Genomic DNA, 21,649 nt, shown 5'->3' with positions numbered 1-21,649 from the left:
GTCGTCAGCCGTGGTCACGTCCCGAGCTCGGCCGGCAGAGATTTCGACACGCCTCGTCGCTCCGCTCCTCATCGGCTCAATCACCGTGCGCCACACACCGAACCAGCAGGAACCGCCCCTCGTCGTCAGCCGTGGTCACGTCCCGAGCTCGGCCGGCAGAGATTTCGACACGCCTCGTCGCTCCGCTCCTCATCGGCTCAATCACCGTGCGCCACACGCCACACAATCTGCCCTACTCAATCACCGTGCCGCGCAGTCCGATCGGCCCGATCACCGTGCGTTGCACGCACGGTGATCGACGAATCACTCAGATGACGCCGAGAGCGAGCATCGCGTCGGCGACCTGGGTGAAGCCCGCGATGTTGGCGCCCAGGACGTAGTCGCCGGGCGCGCCGTACTCGTCGGCGGTCTGCAGACAGGTGTTGTGGATACCCCGCATGATCTTCTGCAGTCGCTGCTCGGTGTGCTCGAAGCTCCAGGAGTCGCGTGAAGCGTTCTGCTGCATCTCGAGTGCACTCGTGGCCACACCACCGGCGTTGGCCGCCTTTCCCGGCGCGAACAACATGCCTGCCTGCGCGAAGGCCTTGATCGCGGCCGGGGTGGCCGGCATGTTGGCGCCCTCGGCGACCACGCGACAGCCGTTGCTGATCAGGAACTTCGCGTCCTGATCGTCGAGTTCGTTCTGCGTGGCGCACGGGAGCGCGACCTCGGTGGGCACCTGCCAGATGGACGAACCGGGCTCGCCGAGGTGTGCGCTGGACCGGGCATCGGCGTACTCGCCGATCCGGCCGCGACGGACGTCCTTGATCTCCTTGAGGAGCTCCAGATCGATACCGGCCTCGTCGACCACGTAGCCACCGGAGTCGGAGCAGGCCACCACGGTGCCGCCGAGCTGGTGGATCTTGTCGATCGCGTGGATGGCGACATTGCCCGAGCCGGACACCACGACACGCTTGCCCTCGATGGACTCACCGGCGGCGGCCAGCATCTCCTGGACGAAGAACACCGCACCATAGCCGGTGGCCTCGGGGCGCACCTGCGAACCACCCCACGACAGTCCCTTGCCGGTGAGCACACCCGACTCGTAACGGTTGGTGATGCGCTTGTACTGCCCGAACAGGTATCCGATCTCGCGGCCACCCACACCGATGTCGCCGGCCGGGACGTCGGTGTACTCACCGATGTGGCGGTACAGCTCGGTCATGAAAGACTGGCAGAACCGCATGATCTCGCCCTCGGAGCGACCCTTGGGGTCGAAGTCCGACCCGCCCTTGCCGCCACCGATCGGTAGTCCGGTGAGCGCGTTCTTGAAGATCTGTTCGAAACCGAGGAATTTCACCACGCCCAGGTACACGCTGGGATGGAACCGCAGACCACCCTTGTAGGGCCCGAGCGCCGAGTTGAACTCGACACGGAAGCCGCGGTTGATCCGAACCTGTCCGTTGTCGTCGACCCACGGCACCCGGAAGATGATCTGGCGTTCCGGCTCGCAGAGCCGCTCGATGATGCCGGCATCGGCGTAATGCGGGTGTTTGGCCAGGACCAGGCCGAGACTCTCGAACACCTCACGTGCGGCCTGGTGGAACTCCACCTCACCGGGATTGCGCGCGACCACCTCGTCGTAGAGATCCTGCACCTTCTCATCGAGCACCGACACCTGGCCCGTCCTTCCCCTTGCGACCGCACCGCGCGACCGGATACCGCCACACCGTCGTGACGGGTCCCGCGCAGCCTATCGCTCGACAGAAACGACCGGAATGCCGGATACCGAATGGTCGATGTCCGTCAACTCACCGCGAGCGGCAGATCACATCGAGATCGGCACCGACCCGGCCAGGTCGAGGGTCGAATGGACCCGGGCCAGGCGGCGACGGGTCGCGTCGTCGACGGCAGTGGTCAGCGTGAGAATCCACGGCACCACCTCCCCGGGGAACGGATCGGCCTCGATGTCGGCGAGCAGGTCCCGTGACAGACTTTCCAGCCGTGCCGGGGTCAGCCACGCGGATCCGATGAATGCGATGTCGACGTCAGAGCATCCGGGAGCCGGCTCCGATCGTGCCACCGTCGGATTGGCAGCCGACCATTGCCCGGCGAGGAGTGCGGAATCGACGGGTTCGACGACAAGCGAATACCGCGCCGATTCCGGGATGGCCTCCGTCACCGCCCTACGCGCACTCTCGACGAGACGACGGACCCGGCCCTCGCTCGCACATACACGGATACGACATTCCATGACAACCGCTTTCACGGCGCACTCACTCCCTCGTGAACACTCGCTCGAGAACGATGTGCCATGGACTGTAGCCCACAACGAGAAATAGTCCAGTCGCGCCGGTCAACCGCTCCTCAGGAGTCGAAATGGATTCCGGGAAAGAAACTTTCACGACCGGCAAGGACCTGGTCGGCGCAGCGAAACGGAGCGTGATCCCGATCAGCGCAATGCGGCACCGTACACGCGGGTGACCGTCAGGCTCATCAGCACCCGCCGGTCGGCAACCATCACCTCGCGGTACTCCGCCCAGTTCGGATGCTCACCCGCACCGAGACGGTAGTAGTCGACCAGCGCGTCGACCTCTGGTCCATTCGGGTCGGTCCCCGGACCGATCAACGTGACCGTGCCCTCCGCGGTGGCCCACGTGTAGCCGTCCGGCGAGGTGAACTCGATGGCCGCCCGCGGGTCGCGGCGCAGATTGGCGGTCTTGGCCCGGCCCTCGGTCATCGAGACGTGGATGACGTCGGCGTCGCGGTCGTAGACGGCGGTCACCGGAGACAGTTGCGGCAGCCCGCTCGCACGGATGGTGGCGAGGATTCCGATGCGGGACGACGCGATGAGGGTGCGGGGATCGAAGTCGGTGTCGCTCATGGGTCCGACAACCTCCTGGCGCTGATCGGAATTCCCTCAGCGATCCTCGGCCGGGTCTCCCGCGGACACGTAGGGTCGTCGGTGATCGACACCGATGACGACGGAGGCCACAACCACATGGGTGATCGCAGGCTCGGCCGCGGGGAGAACACGACACTGGCGGCCGAGGTGCTGACCGTCGCCGTCACCGGATCGTCGGTCGATGTGGTGGCGTTCGTGCTCCGTGGCGATCGCACGGTTCGCACCGATGCGGACTTCGTGTTCTACAACAACCCGCAGAGCCCATCCGGCGAGGTGAGCCTCACCGGCCCGTCGACACTGACCGTCGATCTGCGGCGGATACCCGCGGAGATCGAGCGCATCGCCGTCGGGATCTCGATCGACCCACCGGCGACCCTCGGCGGCGCACGCATCGACACCACCGTGACCGCCGGCGATACCACCATCGTGGCGCCCGCCGAAGGACTGACCGTCGAGCGCGCCGCCGTCTTGATCGAGATCTACCGCCGGGGCGCCGACTGGAAGCTGCGCAGCGAATCCGCCGGGTGGGAGGCAGGTTTCGCGGCCCTGGTCCGGGAGCACGGCGTGGTGGTGGACGACGACCCCGACGCCGCATCGTCGCCCCCTCCGGTACCGCACACTGTCCCCGCACCCGCGGCCACTCCCGGCATCCGCATGGTCAAGGGCGAGGAGAAGCTCTCGCTGGAGAAGCGTCAGACGCTGAACCTGCGCAAGGAACAGGTGCACAAGGTCCTGCTCACCAAGGGTGCCGCCGGTGCGGTGGCGCGGGTGATCATGGTGATCGACAAGACGCTGTCGATGCGCCGGCTGTACAAGGAGAAGACCGTTCACCGGGTGGTGGAACGGATGATCCCGGTGGCCACCCAACTCGACAGCGACGGCAACCTCGAGACCTACCTCTACGGCAGCAGCTACGCGAAGCTGCCGGACGTGACCGTCGCCGACGCCGAGGAATGGATGGAGACCTACATCCACCTCAAGGGCAAGCACGGCGCACCGCTGGGACCGCAGATCGACTACGACCGCGAGATCGGCGGGGTCAACGAGGAACTGCCGATCATGAACGCGATCCTCGACGCCGTCGACGGTTCCGGCGCCCAGCAGCCGGTATTGGTGCTGTTCTTCACCGACGGCGGTTTCCACGGCAAGGTGCCGCAGATCCGTCGACTCATCCACGACGCTGCCGCGCGGCCGATCTTCTGGCAGTTCATCGGATTGGGCCGCAATCGATTCGGGGTTCTCACCGAGCTCGACACCTTGTCGGGTCGGGTCGTCGACAATGCGGGATTCTTCCCCATCGACGACATCGATGCCGTTCCCGACGGAGCCCTGTACGAACACCTGCTGTCGGAGTTCCCGGACTGGCTGCGTGAGGCCATCCGACTGGGGATCGTCGACGCCCGATTCGGAGGACGCTGAGATGACCGACACCGTCGACGAGTTCCACCCGGATCTCCGGCTCGTAGCGCGTGTGCTGCCACGCAATGCCGTGATGTCGGCGACCGTCCCTGTGCTGCAGAGGATCACAGGGCTCGCCGGGATACGCACCCCCGCCGGGGTCGAAGTCCACGACCTCGGTGACGGCGTGCGCGTTCGGTTACACCGACCACCGTCCCCGTCACCGTCCGGGCATGCCATGCTCTGGATTCACGGTGGCGGCTATGTGATCGGGTCGGCGGCCCAGGACGACAAGCTGTGTCGGGAGTTCGCGCGGCGACTCGGGATCACCGTCGCCGCCGTCGACTCGCGCCGAAGCACGCCTATCCGGTCCCCCTGCAGGACTGTCACCGCGCGCTGGAGTGGCTTGCACGGCAGCCCGAGGTGTCGCCGGACCGGGTGATCCTCGGCGGGGCCAGCGCCGGGGGCGGACTCGCCGCCGCGTTGGCGCTGCGGTGCCGCGACACCGGCGAGGTGTCTCCGGTGTTCCAGCTGTTGGTGTATCCGATGCTCGACGACCGCTCCACCGACGCCGGCCACGACCCCCGCAACCATCGGGTGTGGAGCATGCGGTCGAATCGTGTGGGCTGGTCGTCGTATCTCGGTGACGCCGACCCGGATACCGCAGTGCCCGGCCGCCACGAGGATCTCTCGGGGCTGCCACCGGCGTGGATCGGGGTCGGGACCCACGATCTCTTCCACGATGAAGCTCTCGAGTACGCCCGCAGGCTGCGAGAGGCCGGGGTTCCGGTGACCGTGGACACCATTCCCGGCGCATTCCACGGATTCGACCTGGTGCTGCCGCGCGCCGGGGTGTCCCGGGAGTTCTTCGCCCGTCAGTGCGGGGTACTCGCCGACGTCATCGGCTGAGGCCGGCCTCGTCTCCGCCGAGACGTTCGTGCGCGGCGGAGACCGCTTCGCGGGCACGTTCGAGGGTCTCGTGGGCGGCGTGTTCGGCGGCTTCGGCACCCTGGTGCCGACGATGCGCGAACCCGAGTTCCTGTTCGACTCGGGCGACGTCGGCGCGCAGGCGTTCGAGTTGGTCGGTCAGGACCTCGACGGAGTGGGTGGCCTCCGCGGTCGCCAGCGCGGCCCGATCGGCAGCGCGACGGGCGTGGTCTGCATCGGCCCGGGCGCGGGCGAGGTCGGCTTCCGCGGCCGCCCGTCGTGCCCGGGCGGAGTCCTGTGCCGAAGTCTCCCCCGCGGAGTCGTCGACGTCATCGGGAGTCGCTGTGTCCGTGCCGGCGGTGGGCTCGGGAACGGCGAACACCGCCGCCGGACCGAACCCCGAGTATTCGGTGGCCACCGCGAGCCGGCCTCGTGCCAGTCCTTCGGCGACGTCGGCGTCGGCCATCGCGGCGCGCAGGGTCTGCACGATCTCGCGTTCGGCTCCCGCACTCACCGACACCCCGAGGTCGTCGGCGATGCGGCCGACGGCGATCGCGGCGGCGGTGACCACCTCTCGCCGTCGGGCCGACAACGCGCGGACCCCCTGGGCCGCACCGCGTCGTTGGGCCTCGCGGAGTTCGCCTCCGAGATCGGTGAGATCGGTGACGCCATCCGGATGGCGGCGCACCCACTGGTTGAGCAACCAAGCCGACACGGTCGGGCGGCGCAGTCCTGTGATCTGCTCGGCGAGGGCCCGATCACCGGCGCGGCGGACGAGACCGGCGAGGACGTTCCGACGCGCGGTGAAGTCGGCCGGCGCCAGACCGTACAGTTCGTCGGCCGCCGCTCCGACCGATTCGGGCGGGGCGTCGCCGTGAGATCGGGGGTCACTGGGGGAATCGGGGGAAGGTCGGGAGTGATCAGCCGCCATGCCCGCTCCGATCCCGATGGAGACACGCCATATGTCGATCCAAGCACGTGCGGCGTGTGTGCGGTCACTCTCGGCGCGTCACTACGCTGGCTGCGTGTCGTTGTCGTCGTGGTCGGCGTTGTTGGCGGCGTGTCTGCTGATCAGCTTCACGCCGGGTGCCGGCGCTATCTACACCATGTCGAATGCGATCAACGTCGGTCATCGGCGCACGATCTGGGGTGTTCTCGGGCTGCAGGCGGCGCTGATCATCCAGCTGGCGATCGTGGCTGCCGGGCTGGGCGTGGTGGTGGCCGGCTCCCCCACCGCATTCGCCGTGATCCGATATCTGGGCGCGGCATATCTCGTCTATCTGGGCGTCCGGCAGATCCTGCGGACACCGGTCGCCGCCGACGACCCCGTCGTGGGGGACACTCCGCAGTCCGCACGGTCGTTGTTCGTCCGCGGCGTCGGGGTGAATCTGCTCAACCCGAAGGCGATCGTCTTCCTCCTGGCGTTCATCCCCGGATTCGTCGAACCGGAGCACGGCTTCGTCACCCAATACGCCCTGATCGGCGCGACCATCGTGGCCGTCGACATCGCGGTGATGTGGCTGTTCTTCGCCGTGGTCGGGCGAGGTTTCGCCCGGTTGACCGGCACCATCACCGGTCAGCGCCGCCTCGACCTCATCTTCGGTGCACTGTTCATCGGGGTCGGCATCCTGCTCGCGGTCGTCTAGTCCAGCCCGGCGGAGCCAAACACTCGGGTCTGGACTGACGAAGAGCGAGGGAACGTGCGACCAGCCCGGCGGAGCCGAGCACCCGGCTCGGGTCTGGACTGACGAAGAGCGAGGGAGCGTGCGACCGAGGCGATGAGGAGGGAAGACGCGAGCACGAAGGGTGCGCGGGCTTCCACCGGACAGAATCACACCAGACGCGAGCACCAAGGGCGCGCGGGCTTCCACCGGGCAGAATCACACCGCGTAGATCCGCATCGGAATCTCGGACGGCCGCGGCCCACCGGGGACCCGCACACCCTCGAATCGGAATCCGATGCGGTCGGCGAGTGCTTCTTCGACGAGTTCGGTCGGCGACGGCCACGACTCGCCGTCGTAGCGTTCGTGGGATTCGACGCCTGCCTCGAACGGGAGCGCCGGACCGAGATTCTCGCCGAATCCGGTGTCGCCGCTTCCGCTGAATGCCCGGATGAGGTGGCCGTCGGCGTCCCACCAGCCGAACGATCCCCACTCGCTCACGCTGTGCAGTCCGAACAAATAGATCGCGCGACCTTGGGCAGCGGAGTGGAATCGGAGGTCGAGGTCGAGGGGACCGACGGCGAGTTGCTCGGCCGCCATGATGGTCGCTCCGTCGAAGCAGGCTGCGGCGACCTTCCCGGCGCGGGGGTCGGCCGACTGCAGGAGGTCACCGTCGGCGACGAATCGCAGAGGACCGTACAGTCCTCGGACGAGTGTGTCGGTGGCGGCGATGTCGATCGTCGGCGGGCGCCGCAGGACCTCTCGGGCATCGCCGTCGGTGTAGACGAGGAACCAGCACTTCATGCCCATGGGGCGTGACGCTACCCAGCGGTGAGTGGTATCGACGTGAGGCGTCGTTCGGCGAACCGACCGAAACCGAGTCGCTGCAGGATCGGCGACGAGGTCTGTTCGGCGTGGATGATCACCAGCCCGGCGCCGAGCGCCCGGGCGTCGGCGAGGCGGGCGGCGACCAATGCCCGATAGGCGCCGCGGCCGCGGGCGTCGGGAATGATGGCGGCCCCCCACATCCGGGCGACCGCGCCGACGCGCTCGTAGCCACCGGCTCCGACCGGGTCACCGTCGATCCGGGCCACGAACAGGCGGATGTGCTCGTCGTCGACCCGGAAACCCGGATCGCGTAGCGCGTGGGGTTCGAACCCCCATGCCTGTCGCGAGATCGTGGCGAACTCGGCGACGTCGTTCTCGGTGGCCACGCGGTGCACGGTCACCTCGGCGGGTAGCGGGATGGACGCCACGAGGTCCGCCGAGGGTTCACCGGCGATGACGTCGACGACCGCGACGGTGTGGGCCCCTCGGCCGGCCAGTTCGGCATCGGTGAGTCCAGCGAACACCCCGACACCGGCGGTGAATCGCAGTGTGGCGGCACCGTGTGCGAGTGTCGTCGCGGCGGCCTCGTCGAGTGCGGCGACCGGGTCGACAGCCCGGTCGGCGTGGTACTGCAGGAGCGTCGCGACACCGTGCTCGAGATAGAACTCGCACGGACCGTCGACGATGTGAACGGATCCGTCCGGATGCCAGGACGACTTCCACCGAACCGACTCTTCGACGATCCGCTCCGCTGACCACGACACGGCACTAGACTCGCACGTGTGTGATCTGCCCGACCCTTCGGGGATCGAAGCGCCTGGTGAGTACTTCCCCGGGTGGCGCGACCGTCTCAATTCGAGCAAAAACCTGAACGATTCCAGAAAAGCGTGCATACTGGTCTGCGTGACCTCCTCACCGGATTTCACCGCACTGCTGCGGGGAGCAGAACTCCGCGTCACCCGACCCAGGGTGGCGGTACTCGAGGCAGTCCACGCGCATCCGCACGCGGACACCGACTCGATCCACAAGGCAGCGCGGCTCGAACTCCCCGAGGTCTCCCTGCAGGCCGTCTACGACGTACTGTCCGCCCTCACCGAGGTCGGCCTGGTCCGTCGGATCCAGCCGCAGGGCCACCTGGCCAGGTACGAGGCACGCGTCGGCGACAATCATCACCACGCCGTGTGTCGTGTATGCGGCACGATCGGCGACGTCGACTGTGCCGTAGGCGAAACCCCCTGTCTGACAGCGTCAGACAGTCACGGTTTCATCCTCGACGAGGCCGAGGTCATCTACTGGGGGCTGTGCCCGACCTGCGCGGCCTCGCGTCCACCAGAGTCAACACAGTGATCGCAGCCCGCATCACTCATCATCGAAAGGACTGTCGTGTCTGACGAAACCGCAACCGAACATCCCCCGATTGGCGCGGCGAACACCGACGCCGGAGAGCCACCGGCCGGCTGCCCGATGCACATCCGTCCCCCGGTGGAGGGTGGCGGCAACGACCAGTGGTGGCCGGAACGCCTGAATCTCCGTGTGCTGGCACATAATCCGGCCGTCATCAGCCCGCGTGACACCGACTTCGACTACGCCGAGGCACTCACGTCGCTCGACGTCGACGGACTGGTCGCCGACCTGAAGACGCTCATGCGGGACTCGCAGGAGTGGTGGCCCGCCGACTTCGGTCACTATGGACCCCTGTTCATCCGCATGTCGTGGCACGCCGCAGGTACCTACCGCGTGGAGGACGGCCGTGGCGGCGGCGGTACCGGCATGCAGCGGTTCGCCCCGCTGAACAGCTGGCCCGACAACGTCAGCCTGGACAAGGCCCGTCGTCTGCTGTGGCCGGTCAAGAAGAAGTACGGCAAGTCCATCAGCTGGGCGGACCTGATCGTGCTCGCCGGCAACGTCGCCCTCGAGGACATGGGCTTCAAGACCAAGGGCTTCGCGTTCGGTCGTCCGGACGAGTGGGAGCCGGAAGAGGTCTACTGGGGCGCCGAGTCGACCTGGCTGGGCACCAACGCCCGCTACTCCGGCGAGCGTGATCTGGAGAACCCGCTCGCCGCCACCACGATGGGTCTGATCTACGTCAATCCCGAAGGCCCCGAAGGCAAGCCGGACTACCTCGCCGCCGCACAGGACATCCGCGACACGTTCGGCCGGATGGCGATGAACGACATCGAGACCGCCGCACTGATCGTCGGCGGCCACACCTTCGGCAAGACCCACGGCAACGGCGATGCCGACAAGCTCGGCCCCGAGCCCGAGGCGTCACCGCTGGAGAACGTCGGCCTCGGCTGGGTCAACCCGCAGGGCACCGGCGTCGGCCCCGACGCCATCACCTCGGGCCTCGAGGTGATCTGGACCCACACCCCCACCAAGTGGGACAACTCCTTCCTGGAGATCCTGTACGGCAACGAGTGGGAGCTCACCAAGAGCCCCGCCGGCGCCTTCCAGTGGCAGCCCAAGGACGGCGGCTGGGCCAACTCGGTCCCGCAGGCATTCGGCGACGGCAAGACCCATCCGTCGATGCTGACCACCGACCTCACCCTGCGGTTCGATCCGGTCTACGGCGAGATCACCCGCCGTTGGCTCGATCACCCGGAGGAGCTGGCCGAGGAGTTCGCCAAGGCCTGGTTCAAGCTGCTGCACCGCGACATGGGTCCGGCCGTCCGCTACCGCGGACCGCTGGCTCCGAGCGAGACCTACCTGTGGCAGGACAACGTCCCCGCTCAGGCCGGTGCGGTCATCTCCGACGCCGACGTCGCGAATCTCAAGACCGCGCTGGTCGACTCGGGACTGACTGTCGCACAGCTCGTCTCGACCGCATGGAAGGCCGCGTCGACCTTCCGTGGCAGCGATTACCGCGGTGGCGCCAACGGTGGCCGGATCCGCCTGCAGCCGCAGTTGGGCTTCGAGAGCAACGAACCCGACGAGCTGGCCCAGGTGATCCGCGTGCTCGAGGAGATCCAGGGGTCGTTCACCGGTGAGGCGGGCGCCACGGTGTCCTTCGCCGACCTGGTGGTGCTCGGCGGCGTCGCTGCGATCGAGAAGGCCGCCAAGGACGCCGGCATCAGCGTGTCGGTGCCGTTCACCCCGGGTCGTACCGACGCCACCCAGGCGGAGACCGACGCCGATTCGGCCACCCACCTGGAGACCAGCTACGACGGCTTCCGCAACTACGAGGGCAAGGGCAACCAGCTCTCCGCGGAGTACAACCTGCTCGACAAGGCCTCGCTGCTGACCCTGTCGGCGCCGGAGATGACCGTGCTGGTCGGTGGTCTGCGCGTGCTCGGTGCGACCTACCAGGGCTCGAGCCTCGGTGTGCTCACCGAGAACCCGGGCACACTGACGAACGACTACTTCGTCAACATCCTGGACATGGGTGTGAAGTGGGCCAAGAACGAGGACGGGACCTTCGTGGCGACCGACCGCAAGTCGGGCGACAAGAAGTGGACCGGCAGCCGGGTCGATCTGGCCTTCGCCGCCAACTCCGAGCTGCGTGCCCTCGCCGAGGCCTACGCCGAGGACACCTCTGCGGAGACCTTCGTCGCCGACTTCGTCGCCGCGTGGACCAAGGTGATGGAACTCGACCGGTTCGAGCTGGTCTGATCAGCTGCTGAACACCCGGTGGCCTCGGTCACCGGAGCGTAACGGTAACCGAATATCGATGGCGCCCAGGGGTTCCCTGGGCGCCATCGCCGTCTCGGCCGAAGGTGCGGGTAACGCGGTGATGTCGGGACGGTGATCGCGCGATTGCATATCCGGCGCATCGATGTGGATGTGATTATGCTGGCGGTTTCCCGATGAGGGGAACGGCGCCGGCATCACCGTCCGCGGCGGGTCGTTCACCACTGGACGCAAAGGAGTGGCCATGTCGACCGCATCCGAGAGCTCTGCCCCCGATACGGTGCGCACCGCGCCCCGATCCCCCGGCCACATCCGATTGACCTCGCACAGCGCCGGATTCGGTGCACCGCAGATCTCCTGGGGTGCGGCCACCGCCGCCGAGCGCGGGCCGGTGATCGCCACCACCACCGATCGTGCCCATCGCAATGTGATCGGCACGCACAGTGGCTCCTACAGCGTCTACCGGGCGCTCGCCGTCGCCGCCGGGGCACTGTCGCGTGAGCATCGCGCGGACCTGACCAACACCTCGCCCACCGACGTGATCGGACCGCATCCGCAGTGGGCCGATCCCACCGCGATCGTCAGCCTCGACCCGTGGGGCGCGACCGTCGCCGAGTCGTTCCCGCAACTGCTCGCATCCGGATACGACATCCGTCCGACGATCGCGGTGACCAAGGCGCACGTGATCCTCCCGGAGATCGCCGACGCGATCGCCCGGGGCCGACTGCAGCCCGACGGCAAGTTCCTGATGCCGACCGGCGCCGCACTGGTCACCAAGGCGGCCGTGGAGCCGGTGTGGTGGCTGCCCGGCGTCGCCGCCCGCTTCGGATGCAGCGAGACCGACCTACGGCGCACGCTCTTCGAGGAGACCGGCGGCATGTATCCCGAGCTGGTGACCCGGTCCGACCTCGAGGTGTTCCTCCCGCCGATCGGCGGCCAGACGATCTACATCTTCGGTGACCCGCAAGACCTGTCGAATCCGGCGGTCGAACTCACCGCCCGCGTCCACGACGAATGCAACGGGTCGGATGTGTTCGGCTCGGACATCTGCACCTGTCGGCCCTATCTGACTCATGCCATCGAAGAGTGCATTCAGGGCGCCCAGCGTGGCGGGGTGGGTCTGGTTTCCTACTCCCGCAAGGAAGGTCGCGCACTCGGTGAGGTCACCAAGTTCCTGGTCTACAACGCGCGTAAGCGGCAGGAGGGCGGCGACACCGCCGACCAGTACTTCGCCCGCACAGAATGTGTTGCCGGCGTTCAGGACATGCGTTTCCAGGAATTGATGCCCGATGTCCTGCACTGGCTGGGGATCACCAGGATCCACCGGCTGGTGTCGATGAGCAACATGAAGTACGACGCGATCACCGGCTCCGGTATCGAGGTCGGCGAACGCGTCGACATCCCCGCTGAGCTCGTCCCCGCCGACGCCCGCGTGGAGATCGACGCCAAGATGGCCGCCGGCTACTTCACCAGCGGAGCCGTCCCGACCACCGATGACCTACGTCAGGTCAAGGGCCGGGGGTTGTCGGGATGAGCGTCACCACCGAGCCCACCACCGATGCCGCGGCGGCTGCCGTCCTTCGCCGCACCGACGAGATCCGTTCGCGGGCAGGGCTCCTCATCGCTCGCGCGCGTGCGGGCGAGTCGGCGTGGTTCCGCGTCGACGACGATCGACTCGCCGCCGCGGTGGCACTCGTCGCCGAGGTGACCCGCCGCCGCTACCCCACTCTCGACATCCCGTTCCACAGTCGCTGGCGACACGTGGAGGCCGGGGGCGTGGATCGGGCCGCCGACCTCGACCGTCGCCTCGGATCGGTCGACACCGCGACACGGGCGCGTGCCCAGATCGATCTGGCACTGGTCAGCGTGCTGCTCGACGCCGGTGCCGGACCCGACTGGTTCTTCGACGAGCCGGGAACCGGACTGCGATTCACCCGGTCGGAAGGTCTCGCCGTCGGCAGCGTCCACGCATTCTTCGACGGGGTGTTCTCCGGCGACCCGACCGATCCACTCCGTGTGGACGCCGCCGGTCTGCGCGCGCTGACAGCCGACCGGCTCGCCGCCGCGTTCGGTGTCACCGACCGGACACCGCTGGTCGGACTCGAGGGGCGCACCGCACTGCTGCATCGCCTCGCCGATGCCCTCGACGCGAACACCGAGGTCTACGCCGACGCCCGGCCCGGCGGCCTGTTCGATCACCTCTCCGGTGCGGAAACGGTTGGTGCGCACGATATCCTGTCGACGCTGCTCGACACCCTCTCGCCGATCTGGCTCGCCGGGAACCACATCGGCGACGTACCACTCGGCGACTGCTGGCCGCATCCGGCGGTCCGCGGCGAGCACATCACGGCAGGCACCGACGGGTGGATGCCGTTCCACAAGCTGTCACAGTGGCTCACCTACTCACTGCTGGAACCGTTCTCGTGGGCCGGGGTGGAGGTGACCGGACTCGGCGATCTCACCGCGCTGCCCGAATACCGCAACGGCGGACTGTTGATCGACACCGGGGTCCTGACTCCCCGCCCGGCCGATGCCCCCGACACCCTATGGCAGGTCGGAGACGAACTGGTCGTCGAGTGGCGGGCCCTGACCGTCGCCCTGCTCGACGAGATCGCACCGCGCGTCGCCGATGCCCTCGGCGTCGACCCGGCGTCGCTGCCCCTGGCCTGTGTGCTCGAGGGCGGTACCTGGGCCGCCGGTCGCGAACTGGCCGCCATCCGACGCAACGGCTTGCCGCCGTTGCAGATCGCCAGCGACGGCACCGTGTTCTGAGCGCGCGAGCGCACCAGGCCGCCGAAACTCAATCCCCGCAACGATTGCCGGACTCGAGGAGAACGCCACCATGAGCGACGTACACGTCATCGATCATCCGCTGGTCCAGCACAAGCTGACCCTGATGCGCCAGAAGGAGACCTCCACCAACGACTTCCGGCGCCTGCTCAACGAGATCTCCACGCTGATGGCCTACGACGTACTCGCCGACATCCCGATGCAGGAGATCAAGGTGGAGACCCCGATGGAGGTCACCACCGGCATGGTGATCGACGGCAAGAAGCTCGTGTTCGCCTCCGTCCTGCGAGGCGGCACCTCCATCGCCGACGGCATGCTGACCGTCGTGCCGGGCGCACGCATCGGCCACATCGGCCTCTACCGTGACCCGAAAACCCATGTGGCGGTGGAGTACTACTTCAAGATGCCCAAGGATCTCGACGAGCGTGACGTGGTGGTGGTGGATCCGCTGCTGGCGACCGGACATTCGGCGGTCGCCGCGGTGGACCGGATCAAGGAGTACCGGCCCAGGTCCATCCGGTTCGTCTGCCTACTGGCGTGCCCCGAGGGGTTGGCCATGTTGCAGGGCGCCCATCCCGATGTACCGGTGTTCACCGCCGCGGTCGACCGCGAACTCGACGCGAACGGCTACATCCTGCCGGGCCTCGGTGATGCGGGCGACCGGATCTACGGCACCGCCTGATCCCGGGCGAGGACCAGCATCCGCTCCTCGATGGTGCCCGGCACCTCGTCGACGTCGACGGTGATGCCGCGTGCCGACAGCACCGCGGCGACCTGGTCTGGTGGGGTCGCTGCGACACGGATCGTGGTGCCCGACAGGATCACCGGGAGACCGGCGTCGGCGAGGACGGTGAATGTGGCCGACCAGTCGTCGGAGCGCACACGGGTGGCCTGCAGTCCGCCGATCACATCGGCCTCGGTACCCTGCGCCACCAGCCGCCCCGACGACATCAACAGCAGCCGGTCACACTCCTGCGCCTCCTCCATGTAGTGGGTGGTGACCAGCACCGCGACCCCCGCCTCCGCCTGCTCGCCGATGGTGTCCCAGAGGCGTGAGCGCGACAGCGCGTCCACCCCGGAGGTCGGCTCGTCGAGCACCAGCACCTCCGGATGATGTGCCAGTGCGACGGTGAAGGCAGCCTGACGTTGTGCGCCCAGGGCGAGGTCACCGACCAGCGTGTCGGCGCGGTCCGCGAGATCGGATGTCAGGGCGGGCACCTCGACGCCGTAGATGTCGGCGGTGAACGCGAGGTTCTCGGCGACGGTGAGATCCCGGTAGAGCCCGAGGTTCTGCGGTACATATCCCAGGCGTGCGCGTGCACGGTGTGCGGGTGGACCGCCGAACAGGCCCACCGAGCCGGCACTCGGTGCGAGCAGCCCGAGCAGCATCCGGATCACCGTCGTCTTGCCCGCGCCGTTGGCACCGAGCAGTCCGACCACCTCCCCCGGCGACACCGTGAAGGTGACGTCGTCGACGGCGGTGAACGACCCGAAGCGGCGGGTCAGTGCCGAGGCGGTGACGACCGGCGTGCTCACGGTGCACCGCCCTGGTGGCCACCCGAGGTGCCGACCGCCACCCGACGCCGCAACGACAGGGCGACGACGATGTCCTCCAGATCGGGGGCGACGGTGGCCTGCGAGGTACCCGGGGCGAGACCGTCGGGCCAGTACTCGTGCCGGGTCCGGCCGCGACGCCACGACCATTCGGGGCGCACCGGATGCGGGCCGGCGGTGACCGCGCCGGCGAAACCGGCACGCACGTCATCGAACGAGCCGTCGGTGAGGATCTGCCCATCGTCGAGGACGACGAGTCGCGACGCTCGCTCGGCCTCGTCGAGGTAGGTGGTCGACATGATCACCGCCGCACCGTCGGCGGCGGCGTCGGAGATCATGCGCCACAGTTCGATCCGGCTGACCGGGTCGACACCGGTGCTCGGTTCGTCGAGGATCAGCAGCGCCGGACGGTGGATCATCGCCATGGCGGCGCCGAGTTTGCGACGCATCCCACCCGAGAGCGCCGACGCGCGCCGGTGGGCGGCAACCCGCAACCCGCTGCGGTCGATCAGCTCGTCGCGGCGTCGGGTCAGTGGCTCCCCGTGGAGTCCATAGCAGCCGCCGACGAAGTCGAGGTTCTGGGTGACCGTGAGCGCCCCCCAACTCCCCGGCCCTGCGCACAGATAGCCGATCTCGGCCTTCGGCGGGAGGTCGGTGTGTCCGTCGCCGGGAACGATCTCACCGGCGAACACGCGCAGCAACGTGGTCTTGCCCGCCCCGTCGCCGCCCACCACCGCGACCACTGCACCGTCGGGGACATCGACGTCGACCCCGCCGGTCCCGGCGCCACCGAGGGCGCGTCGAGCACCGAAGCAGACCCCGATGCCGTGGGCCGACGCGCTCATGTCCGGCCCGATCCGGGGGCGAGGTCGCGGCGGAACCGGAGGGTCGCACCGACGAACACCACCACCGCCATTCCGGCGAGCACCACCAGCGGCAGCCACAGCGACTGGATGGGTGCACCCCGCAGCATCACGCCCTGCGAGATCATCGTGAAGTACGTCAGCGGCAGCAGATAACCTATCCAGCGGACCCCGGCGGCCATCGCATCGAGCGGAAAGATCATCCCCGACAACAGGATCTGCGGGATCAGGAAGAAGAATGCGGTCTGGATGGCCTGCCCGGTGGTCTGCGAGATGGTCGAGATGAACACCCCCACACCGAGTACCACGAACAAGAACAGTGCGGCCCCGAGGACGAACACCGCGGGGTCACCGTTGAACGGAACGTCGAACAGCACCATCCCGAGCACCGTGATGATGCCCATGTCGATCGCGGCGAGCAGGAAGTACGGGGCGATCTTGCCGAGGATGACCTGGGTGGGGCGGATCGGCATCACCGCGAGTTGTTCGAGGGTGCCGGCCTCCCGTTCGCGGACCAGACCGATGCTGGTGATGATCGTGCCGATGAACAGCAGGATCAGTCCGATGATGGCCGGCACCATCACCCAGGCGGTCTTGAGGTCGGGATTGAACAAGACATCGGTGTGCACCTTGTCGCCGAGCCGGTTGAGCACCCCGACGGTCGATTCCGCGGCGAAGAGATTGGATCCGTCGACATAGACCACCGGTGGATTCACCCCGGTCACGATCCCGACGTCGACGGCGTTGTCCTGCAACATGTCCCGAACCGCGGAATCACCTTGTCCCGAATCGGTACGGGTGACGTCGAAATATGGGGGCAGTGCCTCGGCGACCTGCTGCGCCTGCGGACCCACCACCGCGGTGTCGACCGACGACACGTAGAAGTTGGCGGCGTAACCGAAGATGATCAGCAACAGCAGCGGCATCACCACCAGCATCGCCAGGGTGCGTCGGTCCCGTAGGAGTTCGCGGAACTCCTTGACGATCATCGCCCGCATGGGTCGAGGCTAGGGGACGCCCCGGTCCCCGGGTCGGCGATTCACCGGACGCATCCACCGCTCGCACCGGATATGTCCGGGATGCCCGCTATTTGTGCGGGACGTCCGCGGAGAGGCCGCCGTCCATCACGAACTCCGAACCGGTGGCATACGACGACTCGTCACTGGCGAGGAAGACGACGAAGGTCGAGACCTCCGCGGATTCGGCGGCGCGCCCGAGCGGCACCTTCACCATGTCCTCGGGCAACCCTTCGGTCATGGGTGTGCGGATGAGTCCCGGGTGGATCGAGTTGACCCGCACATTGTGTGGCGCCAGCTCGAGCGCGGCCGACTTGGCCAGTCCCCGGACACCCCACTTGGACGCGACGTAGCCGTGCGCCCACGGACTGCCCCGCAGACCCTCGACCGACGACACGTTGATGATCGATCCGCCGCCGGCCGCGATCATCGGATCGGCGACGGCCTGGATGCCGAGGAAGGTTCCGGTCAGGTTGACGTCGATGATCTGCTTCCACTTGTCCAGGCGGAACTTCTGGATCGTCGAGCCGTTGACGATCCCGGCATTGTTCACGAGCACGTTGAGCTTGCCGAACTCCCCGGTCGCCGTCGCCACCGCGGTCTGCCAGTCCTCGGGCGAGGTCACGTCGAGGTGGAGATAGCGCGCCGATTCCCCCAACTCGTCGGCCAGGGCCTTGCCCGGGTCGTCGAGGATGTCCCCGATCACCACCTTCGCACCCTCGGCGACCAGGGCTCGCGCATGCTCGGCGCCCATGCCGCGGGCACCCCCGGTGATCACTGCAACCTTGTCGTCTACACGTCCCATGGCAGGGACCTTACAGCGCAAACAGCCGAATGAGAACACGTTCTAGAATTGATGTGGTCTACTGTTTGGACAGAAGTCCGGACAGGTGTTCATGCAACAGGAGGCAGGCCGACGATGGCGATCCGTGTAGGGCTGGTCGGGACCGGAAATGCGGGCAGACTCGCCCTCACCCAACTGATCGAGGACCCACGCTTCGAGCTCGTCGGGGTCGTGGTGTACAACCCGGACAAGGTCGGCGTGGACGCCGGCACGCTGGCCGGGCTCGAGATGTCGACCGGCGTCACCGCGGGCCACGATCTCGACGCCCTCATCGCCCTCGACCCCGCGTGCATCGTGTACTGCGCCATGGGTGACACACGCCCGATCGAGGCATTCGACGACGTCAGCCGAATCCTCGGAGCAGGTATCGACGTCGTCGGGTCGGCGCCGGTTCCGTTGCAGTACCCGTGGGGCGCGGTGCCGGAGAAGGCGATAGCCCGACTGCAGCGCATCACCGCCGACAACGATACGAGCATCTTCATCACCGGGGTCGATCCCGGCTTCGCCAACGATCTGATCCCGTTGGTGTTCACCGGCACATGTCAACGTGTCGAGCAGATCCGGTGCATGGAGATCGCCGACTACGCCACCTACGACGGCGCCGAGGTGATGGTCGACGTGATGGGCTTCGGCAAGCCCCTCGACGAGACCCCGATGCTGTTCCTGCCCGGCATTCTCGCACTCGCCTGGGGCACCACCATCCACCAGCTGGCCGGCGCGCTCGGCGTGACCATCGACGAGATCACCGAAAGTCATGACAGTGCCGCAGCACCAGAGGATCTGACGATCGCCACCGGCACCGTCGCGGCCGGGACCCGGGCGGCGGTACGGTTCGAGATCGCCGGGATCGTCGACGGCCGGCCGGCGATCGTCGTCGAACACGTGACACGTTTGCGCGCCGATCTGCGGCCCGATTGGGCACAACCGGCGCAACCGGGCGGGTGTTACCGCGTGGAGATCGTCGGCGAGCCCTCCTATCGGATCGACATCTGCCCGACCAGCACCAGGGGCGACCACAACCATGCCGCGATCGTGGCGGCGGTCGGACGCATCGTGAACGCGATCCCGGCCGTCGTCGACGGACCCGCCGGCATCCGCACGACCATCGACCTGCCGCTGATCCCGGGTCCCGCACTCGCCGTGAGCTGAGCACCTCGCCTCCAAAGGGCAAGAACGGTCAAGCGCGGACATCGCCGCGGCGTCGATACTTGCTGTCATGACGACGAGACCTCCTGTCAGGACGAGTCCCCGATGACCGAGAACGGCGCCGACCGACTCCGGGAACTGCTCGACGCCGTCCTCGACCAAGACGGCACACAACTGGCCGGGATGGCCGCCGGCGCGCACTCCTCGGCATTCCACTTCAGCCGACAGGTCTCCCGGAGCACCGGCGAGGCACCGGTCGCGCTGCGACGGCGCGTCACACTCGAACGGGCCGCCTGGTACCTGCAGCGCGGCCACAGCGTGACCGACGTCGCCTTCGACTCCGGATACGACTCCGTCGAGGGCTTCAGCCGGGCCTTCACCCGGGCGTTCGGCCATCCGCCCAGCGCCACGGCGTCGACTTCCGAACGCGGACACTGGCTTCCTGCCCCCAACGGAATCCACTTCCATTCGCCGACGGTGCTGTACGTCGACGCGGGTGAAACCGTCGAGGAGACCGCCGGGGACGTGGTGGCGATGATGGTGCGCCACGACCTCGACGACGTGACGGCCCTCCTCGAGGCAGCAGCAGCGGTGTCGGAGACCGAGTACCGACGAGTCCGACTGCCGCGCAATCAGATCATGGCGTGGCAGGAACCCGACGAGTCGATCGCCCAGGTCCTGCACCATCTGGTCACCGACAAACTGCCGTGGCTGGCGTCCATCGAGGGCGGCGACCACCCCGACCTCGGGAGCGACGATCTCGACGCGCTGACACTGATGCATCCGACGGTGGCCGGCCGCTGGCTCGCACTCGTCCGGGACATCGACCGGCGGCAGGCGTGGTCGGATCGGGTGATCGACGCACTGTGCGACCCACCCGAGTCATTCCTGTTGTCGCAGATCGTCACCCATGTGCTCACCTTCGCCGCACATCGTCGGCTCCTCCTGCGCATGATGCTGCGCGAGGCCGGAGTGGACGTCCTCGCCCCAGCGCTCGATCCCGATCCCATCATCTGGCACCGCAACCGATCCGGAGGATTCTGATGACCCGCTTCCGCTACTACACCGCCACCACCCTCGACGGGTTCCTCGCCGACGAGCACGACGACCTAGGCTGGTTGCTGAGTCAACCGCACGACGAGGACGGGTTCGGCAACATGAACGACTTCGGCAAGCAGGTGGGGACGATCGTCATGGGCGCCACGACATACCAGTGGCTACTCGACAACGAGCTGTCGGAGGCCCGGCCCTGGCCATACACCGAACCGTCGTTCGTGTTCACCCATCGTGAGATCGCCCCGGTCGCCGGCTCCATCCGGGTGGTGGCCGGCTCCCCGGGTGAGTTCCGGGACGAACTGGTGGCAGCCGCCGACGGCAAGGACGTCTGGGTGGTCGGCGGTGGGGATCTCGCCGCCCAGTTCGCCGACGCGGGGATGCTCGACGAGATCGAGGTGTCGATCGCGCCGGTCACCCTCGGTAGCGGACGTCCACTGTTCACCCGGCCGTTCGACCTCGAGCTGATCGAGTACGGCCGCAACGCCGCGTTCCTCTGTGCCCGATATGCGGTGAAGGGTGCGCGGGATACGGGAACCGATAGCGACAACAACCCTCGGTAGTTGCCACCATCCGACGTCGGCCGGCGGAGGTTTCGACACGCCTCGTCGCTCCGCTCCTCAGCGGCTCAACCACCAACGCCTGGTTGCTGATTGAGCCGGGACCGAGCATCGCGAGGACCCGAGTCGAAATCACCGCAACCCACGCACGACAGCGACCACCTCCGAAGTAGTCACGTACCGAATCTGGCCGACCGAGGTTTCGACACGCCTCGTCGCTCCGCTCCTCAACGCCTGGTTGCTGATTGAGCCGGGACCGAGCATCGCGAGGACCCGAGTCGAAATCACCGCAACCCACGCACGACAGCGACCACCTCCGAGGTAGTCACGTACCGAATCTGGCCGACCGAGGCTTCGACACACCTCGTCGCTCCGCTCCTCAATGGCTCAACCACCAACGCCCGGTTGCTGATTGAGCCGGGACCCAGCATCGCGAGGACCCGAGTCGAAATCACCGCAACCCACGCACGACAGCGACCACCTCCGAGGTAGTCACGT

The 21,649-nt window shown here is 67.6% G+C and carries 20 protein-coding genes and 1 pseudogene; 11 read left to right on the top strand and 10 right to left on the bottom strand.

Features of this window, described 5'->3' with window-relative positions:
• Positions 1 to 307: 307 nt before the first annotated feature.
• The 3 genes from gdhA to ACWDUA_RS24645 form a co-directional block, all read right to left on the bottom strand.
• Entirely contained in the window at positions 308 to 1,657 is a 1,350-nt protein-coding gene (gene gdhA, locus ACWDUA_RS24655; RefSeq protein WP_449753658.1) for an NADP-specific glutamate dehydrogenase, read from the bottom strand.
• Between the two features lie 150 nt (positions 1,658 to 1,807).
• Positions 1,808 to 2,161, bottom strand: coding sequence for a hypothetical protein (locus tag ACWDUA_RS24650; protein WP_449753657.1), 354 nt, complete (start codon positions 2,159 to 2,161; stop codon positions 1,808 to 1,810).
• Positions 2,162 to 2,431: 270 nt separating this feature from the next.
• Positions 2,432 to 2,863, bottom strand: coding sequence for a PPOX class F420-dependent oxidoreductase (locus tag ACWDUA_RS24645; protein WP_449753656.1), 432 nt, complete (start codon positions 2,861 to 2,863; stop codon positions 2,432 to 2,434).
• 117 nt (positions 2,864 to 2,980) lie between these two features.
• On the opposite strand from ACWDUA_RS24645, the gene ACWDUA_RS24640 reads away from it, so the two are divergent.
• Both ACWDUA_RS24640 and ACWDUA_RS24635 read left to right on the top strand, forming a co-directional pair.
• Positions 2,981 to 4,303 carry a vWA domain-containing protein gene (locus ACWDUA_RS24640; RefSeq protein ID WP_449753675.1) on the top strand — a complete coding sequence of 441 codons (1,323 nt, stop codon included), beginning with the start codon at positions 2,981 to 2,983 and terminating at the stop codon, positions 4,301 to 4,303.
• Between the two features lies 1 nt (position 4,304).
• A pseudogene (locus ACWDUA_RS24635) lies at positions 4,305 to 5,191 on the top strand (alpha/beta hydrolase).
• Here the strand turns inward: ACWDUA_RS24635 and ACWDUA_RS24630 are convergent.
• Positions 5,181 to 6,140 carry a hypothetical protein gene (locus ACWDUA_RS24630; protein WP_449753655.1) on the bottom strand — a complete coding sequence of 320 codons (960 nt, stop codon included), beginning with the start codon at positions 6,138 to 6,140 and terminating at the stop codon, positions 5,181 to 5,183. The pseudogene ACWDUA_RS24635 and the gene ACWDUA_RS24630 overlap by 11 nt on opposite strands.
• A gap of 94 nt (positions 6,141 to 6,234) precedes the next feature.
• On the opposite strand from ACWDUA_RS24630, the gene ACWDUA_RS24625 reads away from it, so the two are divergent.
• Positions 6,235 to 6,855: a LysE family transporter gene (locus ACWDUA_RS24625; protein ID WP_449753654.1), complete on the top strand. Its 621-nt coding sequence runs from the start codon at positions 6,235 to 6,237 to the stop codon at positions 6,853 to 6,855.
• A gap of 234 nt (positions 6,856 to 7,089) precedes the next feature.
• Here the strand turns inward: ACWDUA_RS24625 and ACWDUA_RS24620 are convergent, their stop codons facing one another.
• Positions 7,090 to 7,680: a DUF6928 family protein gene (locus tag ACWDUA_RS24620; RefSeq protein ID WP_449753653.1), complete on the bottom strand. Its 591-nt coding sequence runs from the start codon at positions 7,678 to 7,680 to the stop codon at positions 7,090 to 7,092.
• Between the two features lie 11 nt (positions 7,681 to 7,691).
• Positions 7,692 to 8,462 carry a GNAT family N-acetyltransferase gene (locus tag ACWDUA_RS24615; RefSeq protein ID WP_449753652.1) on the bottom strand — a complete coding sequence of 257 codons (771 nt, stop codon included), beginning with the start codon at positions 8,460 to 8,462 and terminating at the stop codon, positions 7,692 to 7,694.
• A gap of 139 nt (positions 8,463 to 8,601) precedes the next feature.
• Here ACWDUA_RS24615 and ACWDUA_RS24610 point away from each other — a divergent pair, with 139 nt between their 5' ends.
• The 5 genes from ACWDUA_RS24610 (at position 8,602) to upp (ending at position 14,797) form a co-directional block, all read left to right on the top strand.
• Positions 8,602 to 9,045 carry a Fur family transcriptional regulator gene (locus ACWDUA_RS24610; protein WP_449753651.1) on the top strand — a complete coding sequence of 148 codons (444 nt, stop codon included), beginning with the start codon at positions 8,602 to 8,604 and terminating at the stop codon, positions 9,043 to 9,045.
• A 117-nt stretch (positions 9,046 to 9,162) separates the two neighbouring features.
• Complete coding sequence (gene katG, locus ACWDUA_RS24605) at positions 9,163 to 11,307, top strand: catalase/peroxidase HPI (protein ID WP_449753674.1); 2,145 nt, start codon at positions 9,163 to 9,165, stop codon at positions 11,305 to 11,307.
• A 262-nt stretch (positions 11,308 to 11,569) separates the two neighbouring features.
• Complete coding sequence (locus ACWDUA_RS24600; protein WP_449753650.1) at positions 11,570 to 12,859, top strand: GTP cyclohydrolase II; 1,290 nt, start codon at positions 11,570 to 11,572, stop codon at positions 12,857 to 12,859.
• A complete protein-coding gene (locus ACWDUA_RS24595; protein ID WP_449753649.1) occupies positions 12,856 to 14,097 on the top strand; it encodes a URC4/urg3 family protein in 1,242 nt (413 codons plus the stop codon). Before ACWDUA_RS24600 ends, ACWDUA_RS24595 begins: the two co-directional genes overlap by 4 nt.
• Positions 14,098 to 14,167: 70 nt before the next feature.
• A complete protein-coding gene (gene upp, locus ACWDUA_RS24590; RefSeq protein WP_059039277.1) occupies positions 14,168 to 14,797 on the top strand; it encodes a uracil phosphoribosyltransferase in 630 nt (209 codons plus the stop codon).
• On the opposite strand, the gene ACWDUA_RS24585 is transcribed toward upp, so the two are convergent.
• The 4 genes from ACWDUA_RS24585 to ACWDUA_RS24570 all read right to left on the bottom strand — a co-directional run bounded on the left by ACWDUA_RS24585 (position 14,782) and on the right by ACWDUA_RS24570 (position 18,353).
• Positions 14,782 to 15,651, bottom strand: coding sequence for an ABC transporter ATP-binding protein (locus tag ACWDUA_RS24585; protein WP_449753648.1), 870 nt, complete (start codon positions 15,649 to 15,651; stop codon positions 14,782 to 14,784). The two genes, upp and ACWDUA_RS24585, sit on opposite strands and share 16 nt — an antisense overlap.
• Positions 15,648 to 16,514 carry an ABC transporter ATP-binding protein gene (locus ACWDUA_RS24580; RefSeq protein WP_449753647.1) on the bottom strand — a complete coding sequence of 289 codons (867 nt, stop codon included), beginning with the start codon at positions 16,512 to 16,514 and terminating at the stop codon, positions 15,648 to 15,650. Before ACWDUA_RS24580 ends, ACWDUA_RS24585 begins: the two co-directional genes overlap by 4 nt.
• The gene (locus ACWDUA_RS24575) at positions 16,511 to 17,530 is read right to left on the bottom strand and encodes an ABC transporter permease (RefSeq protein ID WP_449753646.1); all 1,020 of its coding nucleotides are present in this window, start codon (positions 17,528 to 17,530) and stop codon (positions 16,511 to 16,513) included. The genes ACWDUA_RS24580 and ACWDUA_RS24575 overlap by 4 nt, the downstream gene beginning before the upstream one ends.
• A gap of 88 nt (positions 17,531 to 17,618) precedes the next feature.
• The gene (locus tag ACWDUA_RS24570) at positions 17,619 to 18,353 is read right to left on the bottom strand and encodes a glucose 1-dehydrogenase (RefSeq protein ID WP_053775999.1); all 735 of its coding nucleotides are present in this window, start codon (positions 18,351 to 18,353) and stop codon (positions 17,619 to 17,621) included.
• A 114-nt stretch (positions 18,354 to 18,467) separates the two neighbouring features.
• Here ACWDUA_RS24570 and ACWDUA_RS24565 point away from each other — a divergent pair, with 114 nt between their 5' ends.
• The 3 genes from ACWDUA_RS24565 (at position 18,468) to ACWDUA_RS24555 (ending at position 21,154) form a co-directional block, all read left to right on the top strand.
• Positions 18,468 to 19,541 carry an NAD(P)H-dependent amine dehydrogenase family protein gene (locus ACWDUA_RS24565; RefSeq protein WP_449753645.1) on the top strand — a complete coding sequence of 358 codons (1,074 nt, stop codon included), beginning with the start codon at positions 18,468 to 18,470 and terminating at the stop codon, positions 19,539 to 19,541.
• A 102-nt stretch (positions 19,542 to 19,643) separates the two neighbouring features.
• Positions 19,644 to 20,582: a helix-turn-helix domain-containing protein gene (locus ACWDUA_RS24560; protein WP_449753644.1), complete on the top strand. Its 939-nt coding sequence runs from the start codon at positions 19,644 to 19,646 to the stop codon at positions 20,580 to 20,582.
• Complete coding sequence (locus tag ACWDUA_RS24555) at positions 20,582 to 21,154, top strand: dihydrofolate reductase family protein (RefSeq protein WP_449753643.1); 573 nt, start codon at positions 20,582 to 20,584, stop codon at positions 21,152 to 21,154. The genes ACWDUA_RS24560 and ACWDUA_RS24555 overlap by 1 nt, the downstream gene beginning before the upstream one ends.
• The last annotated feature ends 495 nt before the right edge of the window (positions 21,155 to 21,649 follow it).

The organism is Gordonia sp. NPDC003376 (assembly GCF_053589235.1).
This window is presented reverse-complemented; position numbering and strand designations above follow the sequence as displayed.